The organism is Photobacterium kasasachensis, assembly GCF_050336885.1.
In the GTDB taxonomy this organism is placed as follows: Bacteria; Pseudomonadota; Gammaproteobacteria; order Enterobacterales; family Vibrionaceae; genus Photobacterium; species Photobacterium kasasachensis.
On the sequence record NZ_JAKJSH010000025.1, the window covers coordinates 68,105 to 87,612 of the forward strand.

Consider the following 19,508-nt stretch of genomic DNA (forward strand, 5'->3'; position numbering starts at 1 on the left):
TAAGCCGCTCTATATTTGAGTTATCCTAACAGCTTGACCAAGCCACTAGCCCGCTCGGTTCGCAGGCGTACCGAGCGTCTGACGACCTCTTGCGGTGCAAATAGATGCAGCTTCTCCTTCGCCCGGGTAACACCGGTGTAAATCAGCTCGCGGGTCAGTATCGGACTGAACTCGGATGGCAATACCATCAGCGTATCGGCAAATTCCGACCCCTGTGATTTATGGATAGTCATTGCATAGACCGTTTCGTGTTCCGGGATACGGCTTGGCAATACGCCACGGATCGAGCCATCCGGCATATCAAAATAGACACGCAATCGCTGCTGGCCGGTGTGCGGATCCGGCTCAGGATCCAGCATCGCAATACCAATATCGCCATTGTACAGACCAAGACCGTGATCATTTCGGGTGATCATCACCGGACGGCCGATATACCAGGTTTCATCACCCGGATTAATTTTACCCTTTCTTGCCAAACTGCGCTCGATACGCTGGTTCAGCCCGGTAACGCCAAAATCCCCTTCCCGCAGGGCGCACAGCAGGCGAACACCGGCAAAGGCATTGAGCACTTCGGCAGGTGGTTGCTGCTTCTCAATAGCATCAAGGTAATCTTGATAGAAGTTCACCGCCATCTTTACCATGGTCAGGTAGCTGTCGCTGTTGAGCGGATAATGGCTGATATCCCTGTAGCCCTGCTGCCAAACCTTCTCAACCAGGTGAGGCTGGCCAGCATTGATCGCTTTTGCCAGCTGGCCAATCCCGGACTGGGCATGGAAACGGTAGCTCTTGCGCAGCATGCACAAACCATCGGCAACAGCCGTAGCCGCAGCAGCCTCACCGCTCGCCAAGCGGTAGCCGGTTAGCTGGCTGAGCAAGAGCCCCTGCTGCTGACTGTAGCCCTGATCGGCAAAAGAGCAGATATCGCCCAACACTGCGCCCGCCTCTACCGAAGCCAGCTGATCGCGATCGCCCAGCAGAATCAGCTTGGCATGCGGTGGCATCGCATCGAGCAGACGTGCCATCATCGGCAAATCGACCATGGATGCCTCGTCGACCACCAACACATCAAGGTGCAACGGATTGTCGCGGTAATGACGAAACTCGACCCGGTTCGGAATGGCGCCCAGCAGGCGGTGAATGGTACTGGACTGGGTCGGGATATGATCCTTGACTGTATTCTCCACGGCCAGTGACTGGACCGCCGCACCAATCGACTCGGTCAGACGGGCCGCGGCCTTACCGGTCGGTGCCACCAGCTTAATGGTCGGTATCTCTAGCACTTCGCCACTGGCCTGTAGCGCCTGAGTTACCAGGGCGGCCAGCAACTTAGCAACCGTCGTGGTCTTGCCGGTGCCCGGTCCACCCGAGATAACCGCAAACTGACGGGTCAACGCAACCGCTGCCGCCACTTTCTGCCAGTTAAGGCACACGGCATTTGGCACCAGGGTATCGAGCCCGATCAGATCACCGGCACGGGTTGCCGCCGTCAGAACAGCATCTATCGCGGTCCAGTCGAGCTGCTCCGGAGCAACCACATCGAGCTTGTCGCAAACCTCAAGACGGCGACTCTCCGGAGAATCCGGCTGGGACTTTTCGCCTTTTCTGAGTTGCTGCAATGCCTGATAAAGATAGGTGTAACTCCTGGCAAAAAGCTCATCAAGCTTGGCTGCCATCTGCTCAGGCTGAATCGCTGCAACCTGCGGTTCTTGCCGCGAGGCCTGCTGTAGTCTTTGGGCAACTGTCTGCTCAAACTGCCAGTAGCGGTTTAGGTATAAACGCCCGTGAGCAAGCACCAAAGGCGTGGCTTCACTGCCGTCAGATACCGCCGCCGATGATGACAGCAAGGCTTCCCATTGTGCCAGCACCGGCAGCTCATCCGTCAGCTGCCCGCTAAACTCCGCGTTGAGGCCAAACAGCTGACCAGCTTCGAGTTGGGCTAGGGGCAGACAAACGTGGCCCCGTCCAAGCTCATGGCTGGCAAGCGCCGCCGCCAGTGTCACCAGCGGCTGGAGGCTCGCGGAGTCTGAGGCGGCCACCGTCGTCGAGATAAATTTAGCAAACTGATAATCAAGCGGACGAAGCGCACCCTGTCGGGTCAGTAATTCAAGCCGTTTAAGCATCAAGGTGTTCTCCGTCAATCAGGGTTTCCAGTTCAGTCAATAATTCCAGGCTTGGGCGGGCATTAAAAATGCCGCTGTTACTATCGGACCTGACACCACGCAGGAACAGGTAATAAACGCCACCGAAGTGCTGCTCGTAGTCATAGTCAGCCTTGCGGCTCTTGAGGAAACGGTGCAAAGCCAGCGCGTAAAGCTGATACTGCAGATCGTAGCGGTGATCGGCCATCGCCTGTTTAAGGTTATCGCCCCGATAGACCTCGGGATCATCACCCAGATGGTTCGATTTCCAGTCCAGCACGTAATAACGGCCCTGATGCTCAAACACCAAGTCGATGAAGCCTTTCAGCATACCGCTGACCGTTGAAAAACCCAGCTCGCCGGCCCGGGCCGACAGTGGGTCATGACGGGCTATCACCTTGTTCAGCAGCGGTGCCGACAACACATTGATCGGCAGCATAAACTCCATTTCGGTCAGACGCTGGCGTGCCGGGATATGCCCCAGCTGCAGACTGTCACCATCCAGTGCACAGTCCAGTACATCGCGGATCATCGTCTGCAATACTGGCAACCAGGCTTCGTCGTAGTTTTCCAGGCGCAGCAGCTCCAAAATTTTATCTCGGGTCGCCTCACTCTCAACCGGCTCGGTAAACTCAATTTCTTCAAACAGGGAGTGCAAGAAAGTGCCCGGCCGCGCACCACGCGGAAAGGTATAGATAGAGCGCTCAGGCTCAATCAGCTCTCCGTCTTCGCTGTCACTGTCTTGCGACGAGTCGGTATCAAAGCCAGGTAGCTCGAATGACGCATCATGATTGTGACTCCCCTGCTTTACCAAGCCTGAGTAACTGGTGATCCACCAATTTCGCTCTATCTTGGCGCTAAATTCCGATGCAGACAGTTCGGGTTGCTCACCTTCATCAGGGCACCATGGCAGCTCCGGCAACACTGGTGGCGGAACAATCGCCATCGTCGATGAAGCGGTTGTCAGACGAGCCAGAGCCGCATCAAGCTCGGCAATTCCCCCTTCCTGGCCATCCTGTACCAGCCAGCCAATTGCGGCCTTGTGCAATCCTGTCGGCTCTTTACGGCTCAGCCCGTTACGTAGCGGCGCCATCCCGATATAACAGCCGTATACGGCTCGGGTCAGGGCCACATAAATCAAGCGCAAATCTTCAGCCAGACGTTCTTTCTCCGCCAGCTCCATGCTTTCTTCCTGCTCGGTCACATCCAGCACTGCTTGCTGCGTTTGCTCGTCATGGAACAAGGCCGTCCCTGCCGCGCGATAACTACAGACAAACGGCAGGAAGACAATGTCATACTCCAACCCTTTGGACTTGTGAATCGTCACGATTTGTACCAGATTTCGATCTGACTCCAATCGAAGCTGCTGCTCGTCGGCATTGCCGTTGGGGGTCTCGATGTGTTCCGCCAGCCAGCGAAGCAATCCATGATCACTGTCGAGAGTCTGGCTTGCCTGTTGCAACAGCTCACCGAGATGAAGAATATCGGTCAGGCGACGCTCACCGCCATTCTCGCTCAGCAGTCGCTCCGGGATCCTACGACTGGCCAGCACATGACGCAGCATCGGCAGCACACCCCGGCTCTGCCACAATTTGCGGTATTCACGAAACTCTGCGACATGCTGCTCCCAACGATCTTCGTCGATATTGAGCTCGTCAAGCTGACGTGCGCTAAGCGCAAACAAACCCGAGGCCAAGGCTGCCCTTAACCCCCGCTCATCTTCCGGTATCAAAACAGCCACCAGCAAACGCTGGATATCACTCGCCTCGCTACAGGAAAACACACTGTCGCGGTTTGACAGATAGACACTGGCAATACCCTGTTCGGCCAGAGCCTGGCGGATCATTGCCCCCTCGCTTCCGGTTCGAACCAGCACCGACACATCACCGGCCCGGATCGGTTTGGACTTCTCGCCATCGACCAGCAGCGCCTCGCCCTGTTGCGACAGCGTCAGTATTTTCTGGATCTCTGCCGCCGTTGCCGCTGCCATCACCCGGTTGTAATCACCTTTTTTGACCGGCTCATCCGCATCCTGACGCCAGAAGCTCAGGGCAGGCTGTTTTTCTCCGGCAAGCTGCCAGCTGCGTTCGGCCGCTTTCGGGCTATGCTTAACTGGCAGAAAAGTAATGTCCTGATCATAGATAAACGGTCGCTGCGGCTGCTGGAAAATGCAGTTGACGGCTTCGACCATCTCGGTGGTCGAGCGCCAGTTCGTGCCCAGCGTGTAATGAGCCGTAACCTGCCGCCGAGCCTGGATATAGGTAAAAATATCGGCACCGCGAAAAGCATAGATAGCCTGCTTCGGATCCCCGATCATAAACAAGCCGCTAACAGCTATACCCTCCTCGCTGCAGTGCTCATCACCATATACTGTATTGAAAATACTGTACTGCAACGGATCGGTATCCTGAAACTCGTCGATCATCGCGACGGGAAACTGGCCCCGGATCCGGGCCGCCAGGCTACCGTCAGTATCATTGGCCAGTGCCGCAGCCAGCTGGGTCAGAAGATCATCAAATGACAACCAGCCTTTACGCCGCTTCGCCTCGGTCAGCAACTGACGACACTCTTTTATTGCATGTGCCAATAAAGGGTCTTTGACATTGGGCCTATTGGCCAGCAACGCTTCAATGGCCACAAACACCGGATGCTCGGGTGGATTGCCTTTGCTGGTTTTATCAAACAGCACCTGCTGCGAAAATTTATCCAGCGTTTTTGGCAGCTTATAACCTGTCGTCTCCTGCTCAGCCCACGCCCCGATTTCCGCCAGCGCCTTGGGCAGACTGGTCTTGGTATAACTGCGCTTGTTCACCCCGGAGCCGGCAATCAGGTTCTGAAACTCGCCCGCATCTGCTCGCCAGAGCTGCTTTACATGCTCAATACGCGCGATGTTGTCCTCGTGTACCTGCTGCAAAGAGCCCTCCAGCTCCGGCGCGCGAATCTCCACCTCCGCCCCAGAGAGGAACACGTTGATGTCTCTTAGCAGCGAAGCTGGTGATGACCAGATACTGCGGACTTCCCCGGCCAACGTGCGCGGCAACGGGTAAAAATTACGACGCCAATAATCGGCAACCACCTGCGCCCTCAGGTGGCTCTCCTCGGTGACGAACTCATTATCGAACAGGCTGCCTGACTCGAAGGCATTCTGGGTCAGCATACGCTGGCAGAAACCATGAATAGTAAAGATCGCCGCCTCGTCCATCTGACGCTCGGCCTGCAGCAAGATCGCCGCAGCCGCCTTGTGATCGCGCAGATCTTCGAGTAGCGGCTTGATCACCGGATCCTCACTATGGCCCCGGTTGAACGCTAACCGGGCATCATGGATACGTCGCCGGATACGATCTCGCAGCTCGGCTGTTGCAGCTTCTGTAAAGGTAACCACCAGGATCTGATCAACAGTCAGCTCACGTGGAAAGCGGCTCTGACTGTCACCATGGCCAAGCAACAGGCGCAGATACAAACTGGCGATGGTAAATGTTTTTCCGGTTCCGGCCGATGCCTCTATCAGGCGATTGCCGTGAAGCGGAAATGCCATCGGCTGCAAATCCTGGGGCTGGGGCGAATTGTATTGTTGAGTCATAGGACGCGCGAATTCCTGTTATTGTTCGAAACTTGATCCGTTCGAAATTATTTTTTGTGATCGGGCACTAATTCAAATGAATATATCGAATTAACTGGCTATTTTATCTATTGATATGAGAGATCTTTCACGGTTTCCCCCAGAGCCATTCGTTACTATCCCCGTCACGAAATTTGGTCTACCTCTGGACCTGTGGCCGTACAGCGAACACCCTACAAACAACAATGATTTGCTGACGGCCACGCTACATCTCTCCTGCTGTTAACCATCATCTTCCGCAATCCTTAACTGCAGCAATGCAGGTTTTAGCAACTGCTCGGCCCACAGCTGAAGTTCGGATGCCAGATCATCATTCCATTCCGGCCACACCCGATTGATATAGGCATTGGTGCCTTCGCCATCAAACATATAACCGCCGTTAAAGGCTTCAGCCATCTTGGCCTTGGCTTTATCCCGCGTCTCTTCATCGTCATACCAATTGCCTTTTTTATCCTGACAGGCCTGCAAGCCAGCCAGTACGGTACGCGGAAAGTATGGCAACGGCTGCGTCAGCCCCTGGTAATATGCCTCCGCCAGCGCTGTTAGCTGAGTGCCGGCATAGTCGGCGCTGACAGGCTCCAGGGTATAGTGGCCATCGACACCCACCAGGTGGGTTGTGCACGACGATGCAACCAGTGCCTGACAAAGGTGCTCGACCCAGCCCTGCAGGATATCCTGTGCCCGGATCTTGCCCGGACGGTAGCGCACCAGACCACTTTGGAAATGATGCTTCAGCCAGCCCTGTAACCGGATTTCCGATCCGGCGATCAACAAAGGCTGATCGACTTCAGTGTCCGGCAAAGGCTGCTCCATCAATCCGGCCACTTTATCGGCCAGTTTTTCGATCTGGCCGCGCTCTTCCACCAGCTCCAGCTCACCAAACTCGGCCAGCGGCAAGCCGCCGGAGGCCTGCTGGTATTCAGCAAAACGCGCAAATACTGCTTCCCGCCGATGCTCATGGCTGGTATCTCCCTCCATGCTATGGCTATCAAGAAAAGCGGTTAAGAGATCGCTACGAAGCTGAAAGCGGTCAAGTCCATCGAGAACAAACGGCTCGTCATCTTCCATCGCTCCTTTGGCGGCTTCAAAGTAGACTTTCAGACGACGGTTGAAAAAGTATTGCACCGGCATCCGCCAGAAACGGGTCAGCTCGGCCAGCTCCAGAACCGGCTCGATCCCGGCTTCCAACGGTTCAGCCTCCAACGGCTGTTCCTGAAATGCTTCAGCAGTGATCGATTCGCGGTTTGCCGCCGGCAACCACTCAGCGGCGAAGCTCGGCACCTCTCCCTGAAATGCCTGCGGACTAAAGGGAACCAGCGGGTGGCTATGACAAAGGAATTGCTCAAGCCGGGCGGCAGACTGCTCGACGACCAGTGCCTCGTCGCCCTCAAGCCTATAACCTTGTTGACAGTACTCCAGCAGCTCACTGACCAGAACCGACGGCATTTTCTCGCTGTTATCCTGAATAGATCGGCCCACATAGCTGATATACAAGGTTTCCTGAGCCGACTGAATAGCCTCGAGGAAAAGGTAACGGTCATCATCACGGCGGGAGCGATCGCCGTACTTACCGCGACCGGCCATCAAATCAAACCCTTCCGACGGTATTGAACGCGGATAGACCCCGTCATTCATTCCCAGCAGGCAGACCACCTTGAACGGGATCGAACGCATCGGCATCAAGGTACAGAAGTTCACCTGACCGGCAAGGAATCGCTGGCTGACACGCTCACCCGACAACTTATCATTAAGGTAGCCCCTCAAGACTGCCGGGCTGATATCTGTTCGGTAACCGGCATCGTCAAGCTGCTGCTCCAGTTGCTGCAATTTGTCACGGATCATCCGCAATACCATTTCACCGTCGGTATCGACGGCAAAAAAATCATCCAGCAACTGGTTCAGACAGCCAATCCATGCCCCGACAGGTTGCGACTGAGCTAGCTGCTGACGGTAATGCATCAGGGTTTCAATAAACAATCCGAGCTGGCCTGCCAGCTCGGCATCCATCCCCTGCACTTCATCGTATGCCAGTACGCCTTGGTACAAACCGGCTCCCTGCGGCATTGCATAACCAAGCAGCATGCGCTGCAAACCAAAGAGCCAGGTATTTTGCGGCTGCTGAGGTAGCTGGAATTCACTGGCCGTTTCCCCGTCTAGTCCCCAGCGGATCCCCACTTCTTCAATCCATTGCTTTATCCGCTCAAAACGCTCGCTGTCAAAGCCAAATTTGGCCATCACCGCCGGAACTTCCAACAGCTCCAGCAGTTCTGATGCCTGACAACGGCTCTCCGGCAAGCTCAATAGCCTCAAGAAAGCCAACAGCACCGGGTTTTCCTGATCGGCACTACGGTCAGAAATCGAGAAAGGAATATATCGCTCGCCGGGGGCATTGCCGAATACTGCCTGAATATACGGGCTGTAATTGTTGATATCTGCCACCATCACCACCATGTCTCGCGGCGACAGTGAGGGGTTATCAGTCAGCATTCTCAGCAGGTTGTCATGCAATACTTCCACTTCACGCATCGGAGAATGGCAGGCATGGACAGTCAGAGAGCGATCATGCGGCAAGACAGCCAATTTATGGTCGCTTGACTCGGTAAGCTCATCATTGACGCGATCTTCGAGATTCAGGATATCGGCCTGAATCGAATGCAGCAGTGAATCCGGCTCGATATCAACAAACGCCTCGACATCATATGCCTCCATCTCGGACAGCAAATACAGGTTATCACGCCCCAGTTTGCCCAGTGAGGCCAGCAGGGTATTCCCTACCGCCCCCTCATGGGTATCGTCGATAATATTGTCTTCAATATCCCCTTTGAGCGGCGACACCACCTCCCCCCGCTCGCTGTGATCGGCGCACCACTGCAACTGCTGACGCTGCTTGGCCGCCAGACGAGCCAAATACTTACGATCCCGCACTTCGCCCCAGTAATGACGGCATGGGTTGGTAAACATCAGATGAACGTCAATATGCTTGCCCAAGGCCGCCAGCGCATCGAGGTAGCGTGGCGGAAGCGCAGAGATGCCAAAGACAAACAATCGCTTCGGCAACCCTTCCGGCAAGGGAGCGCCACTTTGCAAATACCCCTCAAGGGTTTCAATAAAGTTGTCATACAGGTTGGCACGGTGATACGGCGACTGGCCAAGCGCCAGGGTATGATCATAAAGGGCCTGCCACAACAAGGGTTGCCACGGATGATCTGCCGTCAGCTCCGGGTCGATTTGGTCCGCTTCCCAGTCCTGTATCCACTCCGGCCGGTACACCAGGTACTGGTCAAAGATATCTGCAATTTTTCCTGCCAGCTGATAGTGCTTGACCCATTGCTCGTCGTCGCTCAGGTAACGTGCCAACGGCTCGAACTCAGGTTTATCCAGTTGCTTGGGCAGTACCTGCATCAGCTTCCAGGTCATGGCTTCTTTATTGAACGCACTGCGCTGCGGGACGTCACTCAGCACCTCGGTAAACATATTCCAGATAAAGGTTGCCGGCAGCGGAAATTCAAGGTTGGCGGCAATTCCCAGCGACTTGGCCAGCTCAAGCTTCAACCACTGTGACATACCCGGACTCTGGACCAGAATTTGTTCCTGCTCAAACGGGTTGTCCAGCGGATCGAGACGAATAAGTTCAACCAGAAGGGACTTCAGCAAATCCAGTTGGTTAGAGTGATAGACAGTAAACACGCAGATATCTCACGGACAGAGAAAATTACAACGATTGTCCATCAATAGGCTACTTGCTGCAAACGAAAAAGGCCCGGTTATCCGCCATTTCCAGGGCGAACAATCCAGGCAAGCGACTCACATCAAAGATTGATTAAATGCTCTTTATCCCTCCTGCGGCTGCAGGTTGAACAGTTTGGTTATCGGGCGGTAGTAGGCTAAATAACGGAGTGCGACATAGGACACAACCGCCGTTGATACATACAGTTCAACCGTAGCGAGCAGGGAAACCTGATTAACATATTCGGCCGCTACGCCGTTAGCGGCCATCCATGCTGCGGTTTTGAACAATGCTGTTGCACCGATAACCATCGGGAAAGTAAAGGCAGCATAACCCGGGCTGAAATCGAGCCGCAGCAGCCGGAAAAACGCGACGTAGATAACAAACGTCATCAGTACCGCGATGCCAGCCAGTAACGCAATGATCACTGGCGACGGGTTTTGCTCCACGGTCAGGTAACCGGCAAGAGAAAGGCTGGCAGGGGCGGCCATTATCGCAATCGTCGGTTTGGCTGCATCTGGGATCTCATGACTAAAAATCAAACGATAGACCATGATCGGCAGCATTACCGCGTACACCCCCATACCAAAGACCAACAATCCCTCGGCCAGAGGACGCAGCGCACCGCCGGGAAAAGCCACATCCGCTACGATAATACCGATAGGCGGTACAAACCAGCTGGGTACCATATGGTGAAGCCTGAACTCAACCGCGCGATGGTAGACAAACAACACCAGAAAAATGAGGTGCAATATCACCGCAAATAACCACATGGCCTGAGCCGGATACGGGGCATACATGCCCACCGCTTTTGATACCACCATTAATGCCATCGCAAAGGTAGGTACCACGCTACCGACCACATGGTGGGTCAGATCTTGCCATAGTAATTTAGGGTGAAGAACGAACTTCGCTATCAGGACCAGCAATAATACCGAGGCAATGGCCGCGCCGGCAACCTGCCCACTCCCATCAAGATCAGCAGCATTTTCCCAACACCATCCAAGACTGCCGATACCCAATGCCAGCCCTGCCATTGGGGTCGGCGCACCTGCGACTTTTTTCTTCGTTGCCTTAATCATCTTACCCACTCCGTTTCCTGCCATTTCTTGTTGGCAGAAACACTCTTTTCGGAACACCCTGTGAGTGTATATAATCTTTGTTGTTTGGAATATTTGAATGTTTTTAAACTAGCTTTAAGAATCACTGAACAAAAAGGGGTAACAATGAACATTGCACTCAAACAGCTCAGAGTCTTCATCACCGTTGCCCAGGAGCGAACCATCACAGCGGCCGCCGAAAAACTGTTTCTTTCCAAACCGGCAGTCAGCATGGCACTGTCCGAGCTTGAGAAGCACCTGGGACACAAGCTTTTTGATCGCAATAACAACCGTTTGATCATCAACGAGCAGGGAAAGCGCCTGCTTCCCCTGGCCGACGAACTTCTGGCCCGTAGCGATGACATTGAGCTACTGTTTGACCATGCCGGCCCGATTAGCGGAAAACTAAAAATCGGCTCAAGCGATACGGTCGGCAATCAAATCACCCCTTTTTTGCTCCGCGATTTTCGCCACCACAGCAAGCACGATGATCAATCCCTGTTTATTTCCAATACCGCCCAAATCTGCCACATGCTGAGTGAATTCGAACTCGATATCGGCCTGGTCGAAGGCAAGGTGCAGCAGTCCGATCTGGTAGTTCAGCCCTGGCTGGACGATGAAATGGTGGTAGCATGCCATCCCGATCACCCCCTGACCAAGATAGGCAATCTAAGTTTGTCGGATCTGGAACACTCACAGTGGATTTTACGGGAACCGGGATCGGGCACACGGGAGTTTTTCCTCAACCGTATTGCACCGAGGCTGGAGGAGTGGCAGCAAGCCTTCGAGCTCAACACTACCGAGGCCATCATTAACTGTGCAACAGCAGGCCTTGGGATCACCTGCCTGTCACGGCTGGCAGTCGAGCATGCCGTTAAGGATAACCGTCTGGCTATCCTCGACTTGCCACTCGATACCCACCGCCAATACTGGCTACTTTATCACAGGGAAAAATACCAGAGCCCACTGCTCAAGCTGTTCCTGGATTTCTGCCAGAGCTGGACGCTGAATTAAAAGGCCCTGGGTCATCGCCTTTAGAGACGATTATCTCCCTGACTAAAGGCAATGATCTGACTGATCTGGCACAACGGGCGGCCACTTTCCTGCTGCCACTCACTGAATGCCTGCTGGGTAGCCAGCAACGATTTACGGGTATCGCGGCCACCGTCTATCACCCCGATATTACGCAGATAAGCTTCGACATCATGGCTCAGAATAAAGGTATCTTTGCCCATGATCCGCAATGTATACGGCCCGGTATTGCCGCCAAGGCGCTTACCGTGTGCCTTCAAGTATCGCCATAAGCCGGTAATGTCCTCAGCAGGCCAATCGGCAACCATTGCTGAAAAGGAACAATGGTCCAGCGCGGCATCATGGATCATGCGGGCATTTTCTGGAATTGTCATAACCTTCCCAAGGTGGCGAATAATCGCCGGATCCGTCGCTTTTCGTTCCCACATCTCCGTTGGCATCAGCAACATTTTTTCGATATCAAAACCGAAAAAAACCTCTTCGAAGTTTGGCCACTTGTTGCGGACAACTTTCCAGCTCATGCCGGACTGAAACACCTTCTGGGTGAACGCTGCCAACCAGCGGTCATCTGGGATTTCCTTTAGCTCTTGCGCGCTTAGAGGGGTGGCCAACAAGCTTTCCAGCTCCGCCTCACCACCTTTTCTATCAGCTGCCCGGGCATAAATATGGGTAAATTTTTCTCGCACCATCACAATAACACGCTTATCACTGGACATAGCCCTTTATGCTACTGTATAAACAGCCAGTAAATCAATTTCGGGAGAGGGTGACCATGGCTGTTATCGTCAAATATGTGGTTGAGCGCAACGGAGAAGAAAAGATGACTTTCACCTCTAAGTCCGAAGCCGACGCATACGACAAGATGCTGGATATGGCTGATGAGATGTTTGCTTTGCTAGGCGAAAGTGAACTATTCGAAGATGAGGCCAAACAAGAAGAGCTATCGCTGTTCTTAGCACAGAAGCGTGAAGAAGTACTGATTGCACTGGGTGCCAAAAAGAAAGCGGCGCCAAAGAAGAAAGTAGCAAAACCTGAAGCTGTTGCCGAACAGCCACAGGAAGATGCAGCTTAATCTCTGCCTTCAGCGGCTTCTACATGAATAAACCTCCATTTTGGAGGTTTTTTTATGCATAAAAAGCCAGTTAACCACTGTTAATAGCCCGGCTTTGGCAAGAATTACGTCATTTTTCACTGATTATCCGCTCCCCCCTTCAATATCATGCCAACTGTCATTATGATGGTTTCCAATCGTATACAATCTGCCTGCATTGCAGCGCAGAGCTCAAAACTTTCACATGGAGAACGATCACTAATGGCCAGCTTTTCACTTGCCCTAGGCACCGCGACTAAAAACCGCGACGGTAAAATTATCGAGGCTTTCTTTCCAACACCTGTGCTTAACCCAACGGATGAGCTGGTTGCAGCCCTGGCAGCTGTTGTTGACTATAAGGAAGGCAACCAGGCCATTGAAGTCACTCCAGCCCAGTGCGCAGATCTGGCTGAAGCCTTCACCGCTGCTGGTGATGATAAAAGTGCGCAGTTCGCAGCAAAGGCTGCTCAATCAACTCAGCCATTGATTATCGTGATTCTTGCAAGCGACGAAGCACCTGCTTCTGTTGCCGAAGGCTTCCTGAAACTACAGCTTATCTCTAATCGCCTGGTTAAGCCTCACGGCATTGTGCTGGATGGCATTTTTGGCCTGCTGCATAACATCGCATGGACCAGCCAGGGCCCGATTGATCTCCCTGAGCTAGCCGATCGCCAGATCGAAGCGCGCCTAAACGGCGAAGTACTGACCGTAGACTGTGTCGATAAATTCCCGAAAATGGTCGATTACGTCGTGCCTGCCGGCGTACGTATTGCTGATACATCACGTGTTCGCCTGGGTGCCCACGTTGGTGAAGGTACGACTGTCATGCACGAAGGCTTCATTAACTTCAATGCAGGTACTACAGGTGTCAGCATGGTTGAAGGCCGTATCTCGGCTGGTGTCATGGTTGGTGAAGGCTCAGACGTCGGTGGTGGTGCCTCAATCATGGGCACCCTAAGCGGCGGCGGTAAAGTGGTTGTCTCTATTGGTGAAAACAGCTTGCTTGGCGCGAATGCCGGTCTTGGTTTCCCGCTGGGTGATCGCTGTACCATTGAGTCAGGTCTGTATGTCACTGCTGGTTCAAAGGTCCGTATGCTTGATTCACAAGGCAAGGAAGTCGAAGTGGTTAAGGCCCGCGACCTGGCTGGCAAGCCAGACCTATTGTTCCGCCGCAACTCTGTGACAGGTCAGATCGAATGCCTGACTAACAAAACAGCCGTTGAGCTAAACAGCGAGCTGCACAGCAACAACTAATTCATCAGGTTGTCTGAGCATCAAAAAGGCTGCCTCGGCAGCCTTTTTGCTATCTATCGTGTTAGTTCATGAAGCTAATAGCCGCGATCAATCAGACCGTAACTACCTTGATTTTCATTACACTCATCCGGATAGCCCTGATTGAGCACGGTACTGACCGTTGTCTTTTGGCTGCAGTATTCAAACCGTCCCTGCAGATAACCGGCACGATACTTCTCATACTCGGTTTCTGTCATTGCTCCCTGCTTATTCAGGCGATTTTCATCCCACTCCCGATACCCTTGCTGGCCGTGATACGCTCCAAGTTGCTCCCACTCTTTATTCTGTGATAGCTCAAGTTCACGCTGGCTGACACAAGCTGTCAGGGTAATAGCGACAACCAGACAGATAAATCTCAGCATAGTCTTCTGCCTCAACGAGGAATTCACTCTGCTGATAAGTATGGCTCATATTCCAGCCCAATCGACGAGATTAATTTAAGGCAGCCACAGCTTCACGCCCGCTTTCAGAGCGAGATCCGACATACACCAGCATCAACCCGACACCGGCGGCAACCAGCATCACACAGCCAAGATGCCAGGCCTGACTGATCCCGAGCTTAAGCAAAAAGCTACTTAGCAAGGATGCAAATACCATCTGACAGGCACCAGACAAGGCTGACACGGTACCGGCCTTGTTGCCGTAAGGAACCAGCAGTAACGACTGAGCACAAGGAAACGCCATTCCGTTGGCCATCGCCAACAGAAAATGCCCCGTACTCATCCAGACAGGCTCCACCGGGGCCAGAATCAAAACACTTCCGGCAAGCAAATGGAGCAATGGCGCAAGCTGCAGCATCTTTTGGGTGCCCACCACAGGACGAAGCCGCTGGCATACAATCCCGCCACTCAGCAACCCAAAAGCCGGGACCATCGCCCACAGTGCATATTCATCCGACGTCATTCCAATCTGGACCTGCATAATGAAGGGCATCAGGGAAATAGAAATGACCACTAAGGAAAAGTTCACCCAGCCAAGGCCGGCAAAGGTAAGAAAATGCCGCTCCTGCATCAGGGAGAAATAGGAAACGACCAGTTTACTGACGGACTGAGGGGCCGACGTTAGCTTCAGTGTTTCCTTAAATGTCAGCAGCAACACCAACCAAACCACAGCGATATAGCCCAGCAATAATATAAAGACCGCCAGCCAGCCCGAGTAATGGTTAACCAAGCCACCAATCACCGGCGCCACTATCGGTGTAAACGCCGCGACAATCGCGACCCAGGTCATCGCCTTGACCAGATGATGACTCAGGTAACTGTCCCGTATCGTCGCCCTGGCAAGTACAGCAACACTTCCGGCTCCAAGCCCTTGCACAAAGCGCCCAGCCAATAACCAGCTGAACGAGTCAGCATGCGTCACTGCCAGCGCCAGTCCAAGCAAGGCAATAAGCAGCCCGGAAAGCAAAACAGGACGACGGCCAAACACATCTGACATTGGGCCATAGATAAGCTGAGAAGGGCCAAAACCAAGAAGATAACCAGAAACCAATAGCTGTGCCTGCTCAGAGCTCACTCCCAGATCTTTTGCGATCCACGGCAGTGAAGGAAAAACCAATCCCAGGCTAAGTTGGCCAATACTGACAATCAAGCATGCCAGCAGCAGCGGCTTCCAGTTAAATTTATGCATAGATACCCTCAGTTAAACGCAGAACAGCCTCCAGATCTGTTTATCAGAGGCTACTTCCATTATGCATGTTCCTTTGAAAACTATTAGCAGCGTGGAATTAAGGGATTATTTCCTGAAGGGACACAATAGCAACCGCCCAGCGAGATCCTGAGCGGGAGGCATCAGCAAAAGTAATGATGCAAGAGCTTACTTATTGATGACATAAGTAAATGGGTTGGTGAAAGAGAACTTGCTGCCACTGGTGCTGACTCTGCCTTGCTTCATGGCCACGAGTACTTCTTTCTGCACACGGATAAGCGAGAAAAAGCGAATAACCATAAACACAATAAACACAGGCATGATTATTTGAGTAATAGGGGCAGACTGCAGAACCAAATCATTCAGCAGCCATGCTGCCAGCATCAGCAACATGGTATAAAGCGAGTGCGGCTTCAGAACAATGGTCACCTTGTCGGCTGATTCCGTCCGCTCAAAGAAAAATGTCATGATAATCTCTCATCAGCAAAGCATGCCGCTAACCCTCTCATAAGTACCTGCTTAATGACAAGTATCAGGCCATGAGTTAGCTTCAAAGAGTTGTAAATAGGTGTGTCCAATAGACTGAATGGGTAGGTAGCTAGGAATAAAAAATGGCAGCCGAAGCTGCCACTAGGCATAATGATTGACTGGTAAAACACCCGTTACAGCGGTTGATTGATCAAAACCAGGCTGTCATGACCGTTTCTTAGGATCAAATCTACATCCCCGTCACCATCAATATCTCCGAGTAGAGGTTGTTGAGAACCAGAAGGCAGCTGGTTTACTGTTGATAAGGTAAAGACTTGATTCCCTTCATTAACATAGATGCTTGGCTTGCCTCCGATAGCGATATCCAAATCACCATCACTATCAATATCAGCGATGGCCGGTGTTCTGCCATTTGTCCCCAGATCAACATCAGAAAGTTCAAACATGCCTTTGCCATCATTGATAAACAGTTGATTGACTTCTTCTACGCCACGATAGTCAGCATTTGTAATAACCAGATCGACATAACCATCACTATTAAGGTCATTAGCAGCTACATTATATAGCTTATAAGTACTTGTACTTTGGCTTGTTCCAAGCCGCTGACCAGAGTCGGTAAAACGTCCTTTTCCGTTATTGAAGAAAATCATATTCTTACGATCGCCACCGGCCCAAATAATATCCAAGCTGTTATTGCCTGTTACATCTGCTAGAACAACATTTGCGTGTTTTTGCCCCGAACGCTCACTTAAAAAACCATTTTCATCAACAAAAAAGCCCGAACCATTATTAATAAAGACCCGTGGAGCTCTCCATGTTTCCAGCAGAACAATATCTAAGTAGCCATCGCCATCAATATCACCAAGAGCAACAGATTCACTACGCTTGTTCGTTAGCTTCTGGCTCGACTCCGTAAGACTTCCTTTCCCGTCATTAAAGAAAACGGTTACCCCAGAATCCGTTGCCCGGACGATATCCGGCTTGCCATCACCGTTAAGATCATCAACAGCAATTTTCTCAATATCTGAATTGTCACCAGACGAGAATGGAGACAAGGCAAAACTACCCTGCCCATCATTTAGATAAATTTGCTCTGCATTGCGGCGAGGAGCAAGAATAACATCCAGCGCACCATCACCATTGAAATCAACTAACGTACTGGTATCGATATAATTATTTTCGCCCTTGCCGACGGTCAGAGTCTGCTTCAAGACAAACTTTCCATCACCAACATTCGGACCTTTCTGCAGGGTCAGCACCTTGTTTTGAACCGCCAACGGACTCATGGTTATCATATCAGCCGCTTCGAGCACGCCTTCCGCAGCTTTAACTGTATAGTCACCGGCAACCAAATGTACCTTGATCGAACCTGTGCTGTATTGCTCTCCCGTCAAGCCAATGAGTTTATCACCCGCATACACCTTGACTCCCAAAGCCGGCTGCAGGTTCTGATCCAATACATTCAGCATCAGTGTGCCCAGTACACGTCCGGTCACGATGCTTTCGCGTTTTAATTCAAGCTTGCAGCCCAGAGTCTGGTTAAGCGCAACATTGATTGAAGTATTACAGCTGGCAAACGGCACTGAACGAAATTGTTCTGATGCCTCACTCACCTTATGGAATGCCAAATAAGCGGTTAACTGATCCTGACCTCCCGTTTCAAACAAATCGCTTGCTTTGTAGATGCCATTTTCATCACGAATAGTCAGCACTTTCTCCTGAACCGGTACATTGTCCCCTCCGAGTCGAACAATCAGTGCAAGTTCGTGGGCTGAGCCAACTTCATTCACCACTTCGGCTGGTACCGTAAAGGAAAAATGCCCCTGATCTTTCATCGGGCTAAGGTTAAGGTTTACATCAGCCTGGAGTGGAATCACGTCCATCTTGGCATCTTCTCCCTCAACAAAATTCACCGAGTCATCCTGCTCGCCGTTTTTACCTACCATCAGGTCGCCATCATATAAGCGCATTGCCAGCTGATACTCACCCGGCTCAACATTCATGATCAGCTCCGCGATACCGGTTTCTTTATTGATGGTATAAACCGTCTCATCCTCACCGTTAATAGACAGGCCAAACTGCGGATGACTCAACGCAGCTAGATCTTCGGCTGGCCACGAAAACTTTAATGTAGAGACATATTGAACCTGCTCAAAATCGCTGATGGTCTCGCCCAGATTAGGCAGTAGGACAAAATCAATCTCAGGTGCTTTACCGTCAATCACATCTTCACCCAGCGCCTGAGCCATATATTGACTCTGTTTGCCATCTTTCGAAGTCAGGAGCAAGACAAAATCATAACTGCCAGGCTTAAGCGTCAGTGCACGATGTGAAACCGTTTCGACGTTACCCTCGCTATCCAGTTTCTGGGTCATAGGCCAGTCGAAAACTTGTTTATCCTTGGTCAGGATATTAGTCACCTCCAGCTTCCCATCGTAGCTTAGAGCCTGAACCTGACTCTTCAGCTTGACCGACGCTTGGTAACCAACTGTGGCTGGCTGCGATGGTTCCTTTTCTATGGTCTGTAAATAAGTGGCTGCAAACTTACTGTTAACCACCAATGAGTTGTCCACAACAGATCCCTTACCTGCGGTGTCATTTCCTTCCCCACAGCCGATAAGCAATAAGCTTAGAATTGCGCTACCTAGCCAACTTTTTTTAGTTTTATGCATAGTTATTCTTAATCTGCAAATTGATGAAAGTGCGCAACAGCACACATAAAGACAAAAGCGAGGAAAACTATCACAATCATTATAAAAACAACAGCTTAAGGTAAATTAATGGCACTAAAACGCTTTATCCGGAGCCTTTATCAAATATATATGAGCAATTGCTCTAACAATGCGCACTATTGACACATATAAAAACAAAGAACAAAAAATCAACAATGAAAAAGCATGCATTAAGGGTAAATAATCATGGATTATTACTGTGACGGGAAAGCTAGAAAGTGCTAATAAATGGCGGGAACGCCTAGTCTGTGCCGGCACTCCGGTGGGAATCAAGCCGTAGGCTCGTGAGAGTCCTTTCACTATGCTGCAGATAGCAAAAAGCCTCAGCATTTCTGCCGGGACGCGCAGTCTGAGGCTTTCGAAAAAGTGGCGGAGCGGCCGGGCTTGCGCACAAGCGGGGCTCATTCGTCCGCAGGGCGAACATATCTTAAAGACGTAAAAAAGCCCAAGCATTTCTGCTTGGGCTTAGTATAAGTGGCGGAGCGGACGGGACTCGAACCCGCGACCCCCGGCGTGACAGGCCGGTATTCTAACCAACTGAACTACCGCTCCACTCAAATCACCGCACGTTCACTGCGATAATCTAAATTGGAAGCCTGGCGATGTCCTACTCTCACATGGGGAGACCCCACACTACCATC

General features: G+C 51.9%; 12 protein-coding genes and 1 tRNA gene. 3 read left to right on the forward strand and 10 right to left on the reverse strand.

Annotated elements, in window-relative coordinates:
* Nucleotides 1-20: 20 nt before the first annotated feature.
* The 4 genes from recD to L4D19_RS26040 form a co-directional block, all read right to left on the reverse strand.
* The gene (gene recD, locus L4D19_RS26025; protein ID WP_428454838.1) at nucleotides 21-2,120 is read right to left on the reverse strand and encodes an exodeoxyribonuclease V subunit alpha; all 2,100 of its coding nucleotides are present in this window, start codon (nucleotides 2,118-2,120) and stop codon (nucleotides 21-23) included.
* Nucleotides 2,113-5,718, reverse strand: coding sequence for an exodeoxyribonuclease V subunit beta (gene recB / locus L4D19_RS26030; RefSeq protein ID WP_428454839.1), 3,606 nt, complete (start codon nucleotides 5,716-5,718; stop codon nucleotides 2,113-2,115). The genes recD and recB overlap by 8 nt, the downstream gene beginning before the upstream one ends.
* A 261-nt stretch (nucleotides 5,719-5,979) precedes the next feature.
* On the reverse strand, nucleotides 5,980-9,444 hold the full coding sequence (recC, locus tag L4D19_RS26035; protein ID WP_428454840.1) for an exodeoxyribonuclease V subunit gamma: 3,465 nt from the start codon (nucleotides 9,442-9,444) through the stop codon (nucleotides 5,980-5,982).
* Nucleotides 9,445-9,588: 144 nt separating this feature from the next.
* The gene (locus L4D19_RS26040; protein WP_428454841.1) at nucleotides 9,589-10,566 is read right to left on the reverse strand and encodes a TDT family transporter; all 978 of its coding nucleotides are present in this window, start codon (nucleotides 10,564-10,566) and stop codon (nucleotides 9,589-9,591) included.
* Between the two features lie 144 nt (nucleotides 10,567-10,710).
* Between L4D19_RS26040 and L4D19_RS26045 the strand changes: the two genes are divergently transcribed.
* Nucleotides 10,711-11,598 carry a LysR substrate-binding domain-containing protein gene (locus L4D19_RS26045; RefSeq protein ID WP_239411808.1) on the forward strand — a complete coding sequence of 296 codons (888 nt, stop codon included), beginning with the start codon at nucleotides 10,711-10,713 and terminating at the stop codon, nucleotides 11,596-11,598.
* Between the two features lie 20 nt (nucleotides 11,599-11,618).
* Here the strand turns inward: L4D19_RS26045 and L4D19_RS26050 are convergent, their stop codons facing one another.
* Entirely contained in the window at nucleotides 11,619-12,305 is a 687-nt protein-coding gene (locus L4D19_RS26050) for a DNA-3-methyladenine glycosylase I (protein WP_428454847.1), read from the reverse strand.
* 83 nt (nucleotides 12,306-12,388) lie between these two features.
* On the opposite strand from L4D19_RS26050, the gene L4D19_RS26055 reads away from it, so the two are divergent.
* Together L4D19_RS26055 and dapD are read left to right on the forward strand one after the other, a co-directional pair.
* Nucleotides 12,389-12,688, forward strand: coding sequence for a YebG family protein (locus L4D19_RS26055; protein ID WP_075762681.1), 300 nt, complete (start codon nucleotides 12,389-12,391; stop codon nucleotides 12,686-12,688).
* A gap of 240 nt (nucleotides 12,689-12,928) precedes the next feature.
* Complete coding sequence (gene dapD / locus L4D19_RS26060; RefSeq protein ID WP_428454842.1) at nucleotides 12,929-13,960, forward strand: 2,3,4,5-tetrahydropyridine-2,6-dicarboxylate N-succinyltransferase; 1,032 nt, start codon at nucleotides 12,929-12,931, stop codon at nucleotides 13,958-13,960.
* A 74-nt stretch (nucleotides 13,961-14,034) separates the two neighbouring features.
* On the opposite strand, the gene L4D19_RS26065 is transcribed toward dapD, so the two are convergent.
* The 5 genes from L4D19_RS26065 to L4D19_RS26085 all read right to left on the reverse strand — a co-directional run bounded on the left by L4D19_RS26065 (nucleotide 14,035) and on the right by L4D19_RS26085 (nucleotide 19,419).
* Nucleotides 14,035-14,361 carry a DUF2799 domain-containing protein gene (locus L4D19_RS26065; protein ID WP_428454843.1) on the reverse strand — a complete coding sequence of 109 codons (327 nt, stop codon included), beginning with the start codon at nucleotides 14,359-14,361 and terminating at the stop codon, nucleotides 14,035-14,037.
* 70 nt (nucleotides 14,362-14,431) lie between these two features.
* Nucleotides 14,432-15,628: an MFS transporter gene (locus L4D19_RS26070; protein ID WP_075762678.1), complete on the reverse strand. Its 1,197-nt coding sequence runs from the start codon at nucleotides 15,626-15,628 to the stop codon at nucleotides 14,432-14,434.
* A gap of 186 nt (nucleotides 15,629-15,814) precedes the next feature.
* A complete protein-coding gene (locus L4D19_RS26075; protein WP_075762677.1) occupies nucleotides 15,815-16,114 on the reverse strand; it encodes a hypothetical protein in 300 nt (99 codons plus the stop codon).
* A gap of 194 nt (nucleotides 16,115-16,308) precedes the next feature.
* Nucleotides 16,309-18,807, reverse strand: a complete 2,499-nt coding sequence (locus tag L4D19_RS26080; RefSeq protein WP_428454844.1) for an FG-GAP repeat domain-containing protein — start codon at nucleotides 18,805-18,807, stop codon at nucleotides 16,309-16,311.
* Nucleotides 18,808-19,342: 535 nt separating this feature from the next.
* Nucleotides 19,343-19,419: transfer RNA gene (locus L4D19_RS26085), tRNA-Asp, on the reverse strand.
* Nucleotides 19,420-19,508 lie beyond the last annotated feature (89 nt).

Bases quoted from the DNA above. Each gene is read 5' to 3' on its own strand.
- L4D19_RS26040 (WP_428454841.1), bottom strand. From the start codon at position 10,566: ATGATTAAGGCAACGAAGAAAAAAGTCGCAGGTGCGCCGACCCCAATG.
- L4D19_RS26050 (WP_428454847.1), bottom strand. From the start codon at position 12,305: ATGGTGCGAGAAAAATTTACCCATATTTATGCCCGGGCAGCTGATAGA.
- recB (WP_428454839.1), bottom strand. From the start codon at position 5,718: ATGACTCAACAATACAATTCGCCCCAGCCCCAGGATTTGCAGCCGATG.
- recD (WP_428454838.1), bottom strand. From the start codon at position 2,120: ATGCTTAAACGGCTTGAATTACTGACCCGACAGGGTGCGCTTCGTCCG.
- L4D19_RS26070 (WP_075762678.1), bottom strand. From the start codon at position 15,628: ATGCATAAATTTAACTGGAAGCCGCTGCTGCTGGCATGCTTGATTGTC.
- L4D19_RS26075 (WP_075762677.1), bottom strand. From the start codon at position 16,114: ATGACATTTTTCTTTGAGCGGACGGAATCAGCCGACAAGGTGACCATT.
- L4D19_RS26065 (WP_428454843.1), bottom strand. From the start codon at position 14,361: ATGCTGAGATTTATCTGTCTGGTTGTCGCTATTACCCTGACAGCTTGT.
- L4D19_RS26045 (WP_239411808.1), top strand. From the start codon at position 10,711: ATGAACATTGCACTCAAACAGCTCAGAGTCTTCATCACCGTTGCCCAG.
- L4D19_RS26080 (WP_428454844.1), bottom strand. From the start codon at position 18,807: ATGCATAAAACTAAAAAAAGTTGGCTAGGTAGCGCAATTCTAAGCTTA.
- L4D19_RS26055 (WP_075762681.1), top strand. From the start codon at position 12,389: ATGGCTGTTATCGTCAAATATGTGGTTGAGCGCAACGGAGAAGAAAAG.
- dapD (WP_428454842.1), top strand. From the start codon at position 12,929: ATGGCCAGCTTTTCACTTGCCCTAGGCACCGCGACTAAAAACCGCGAC.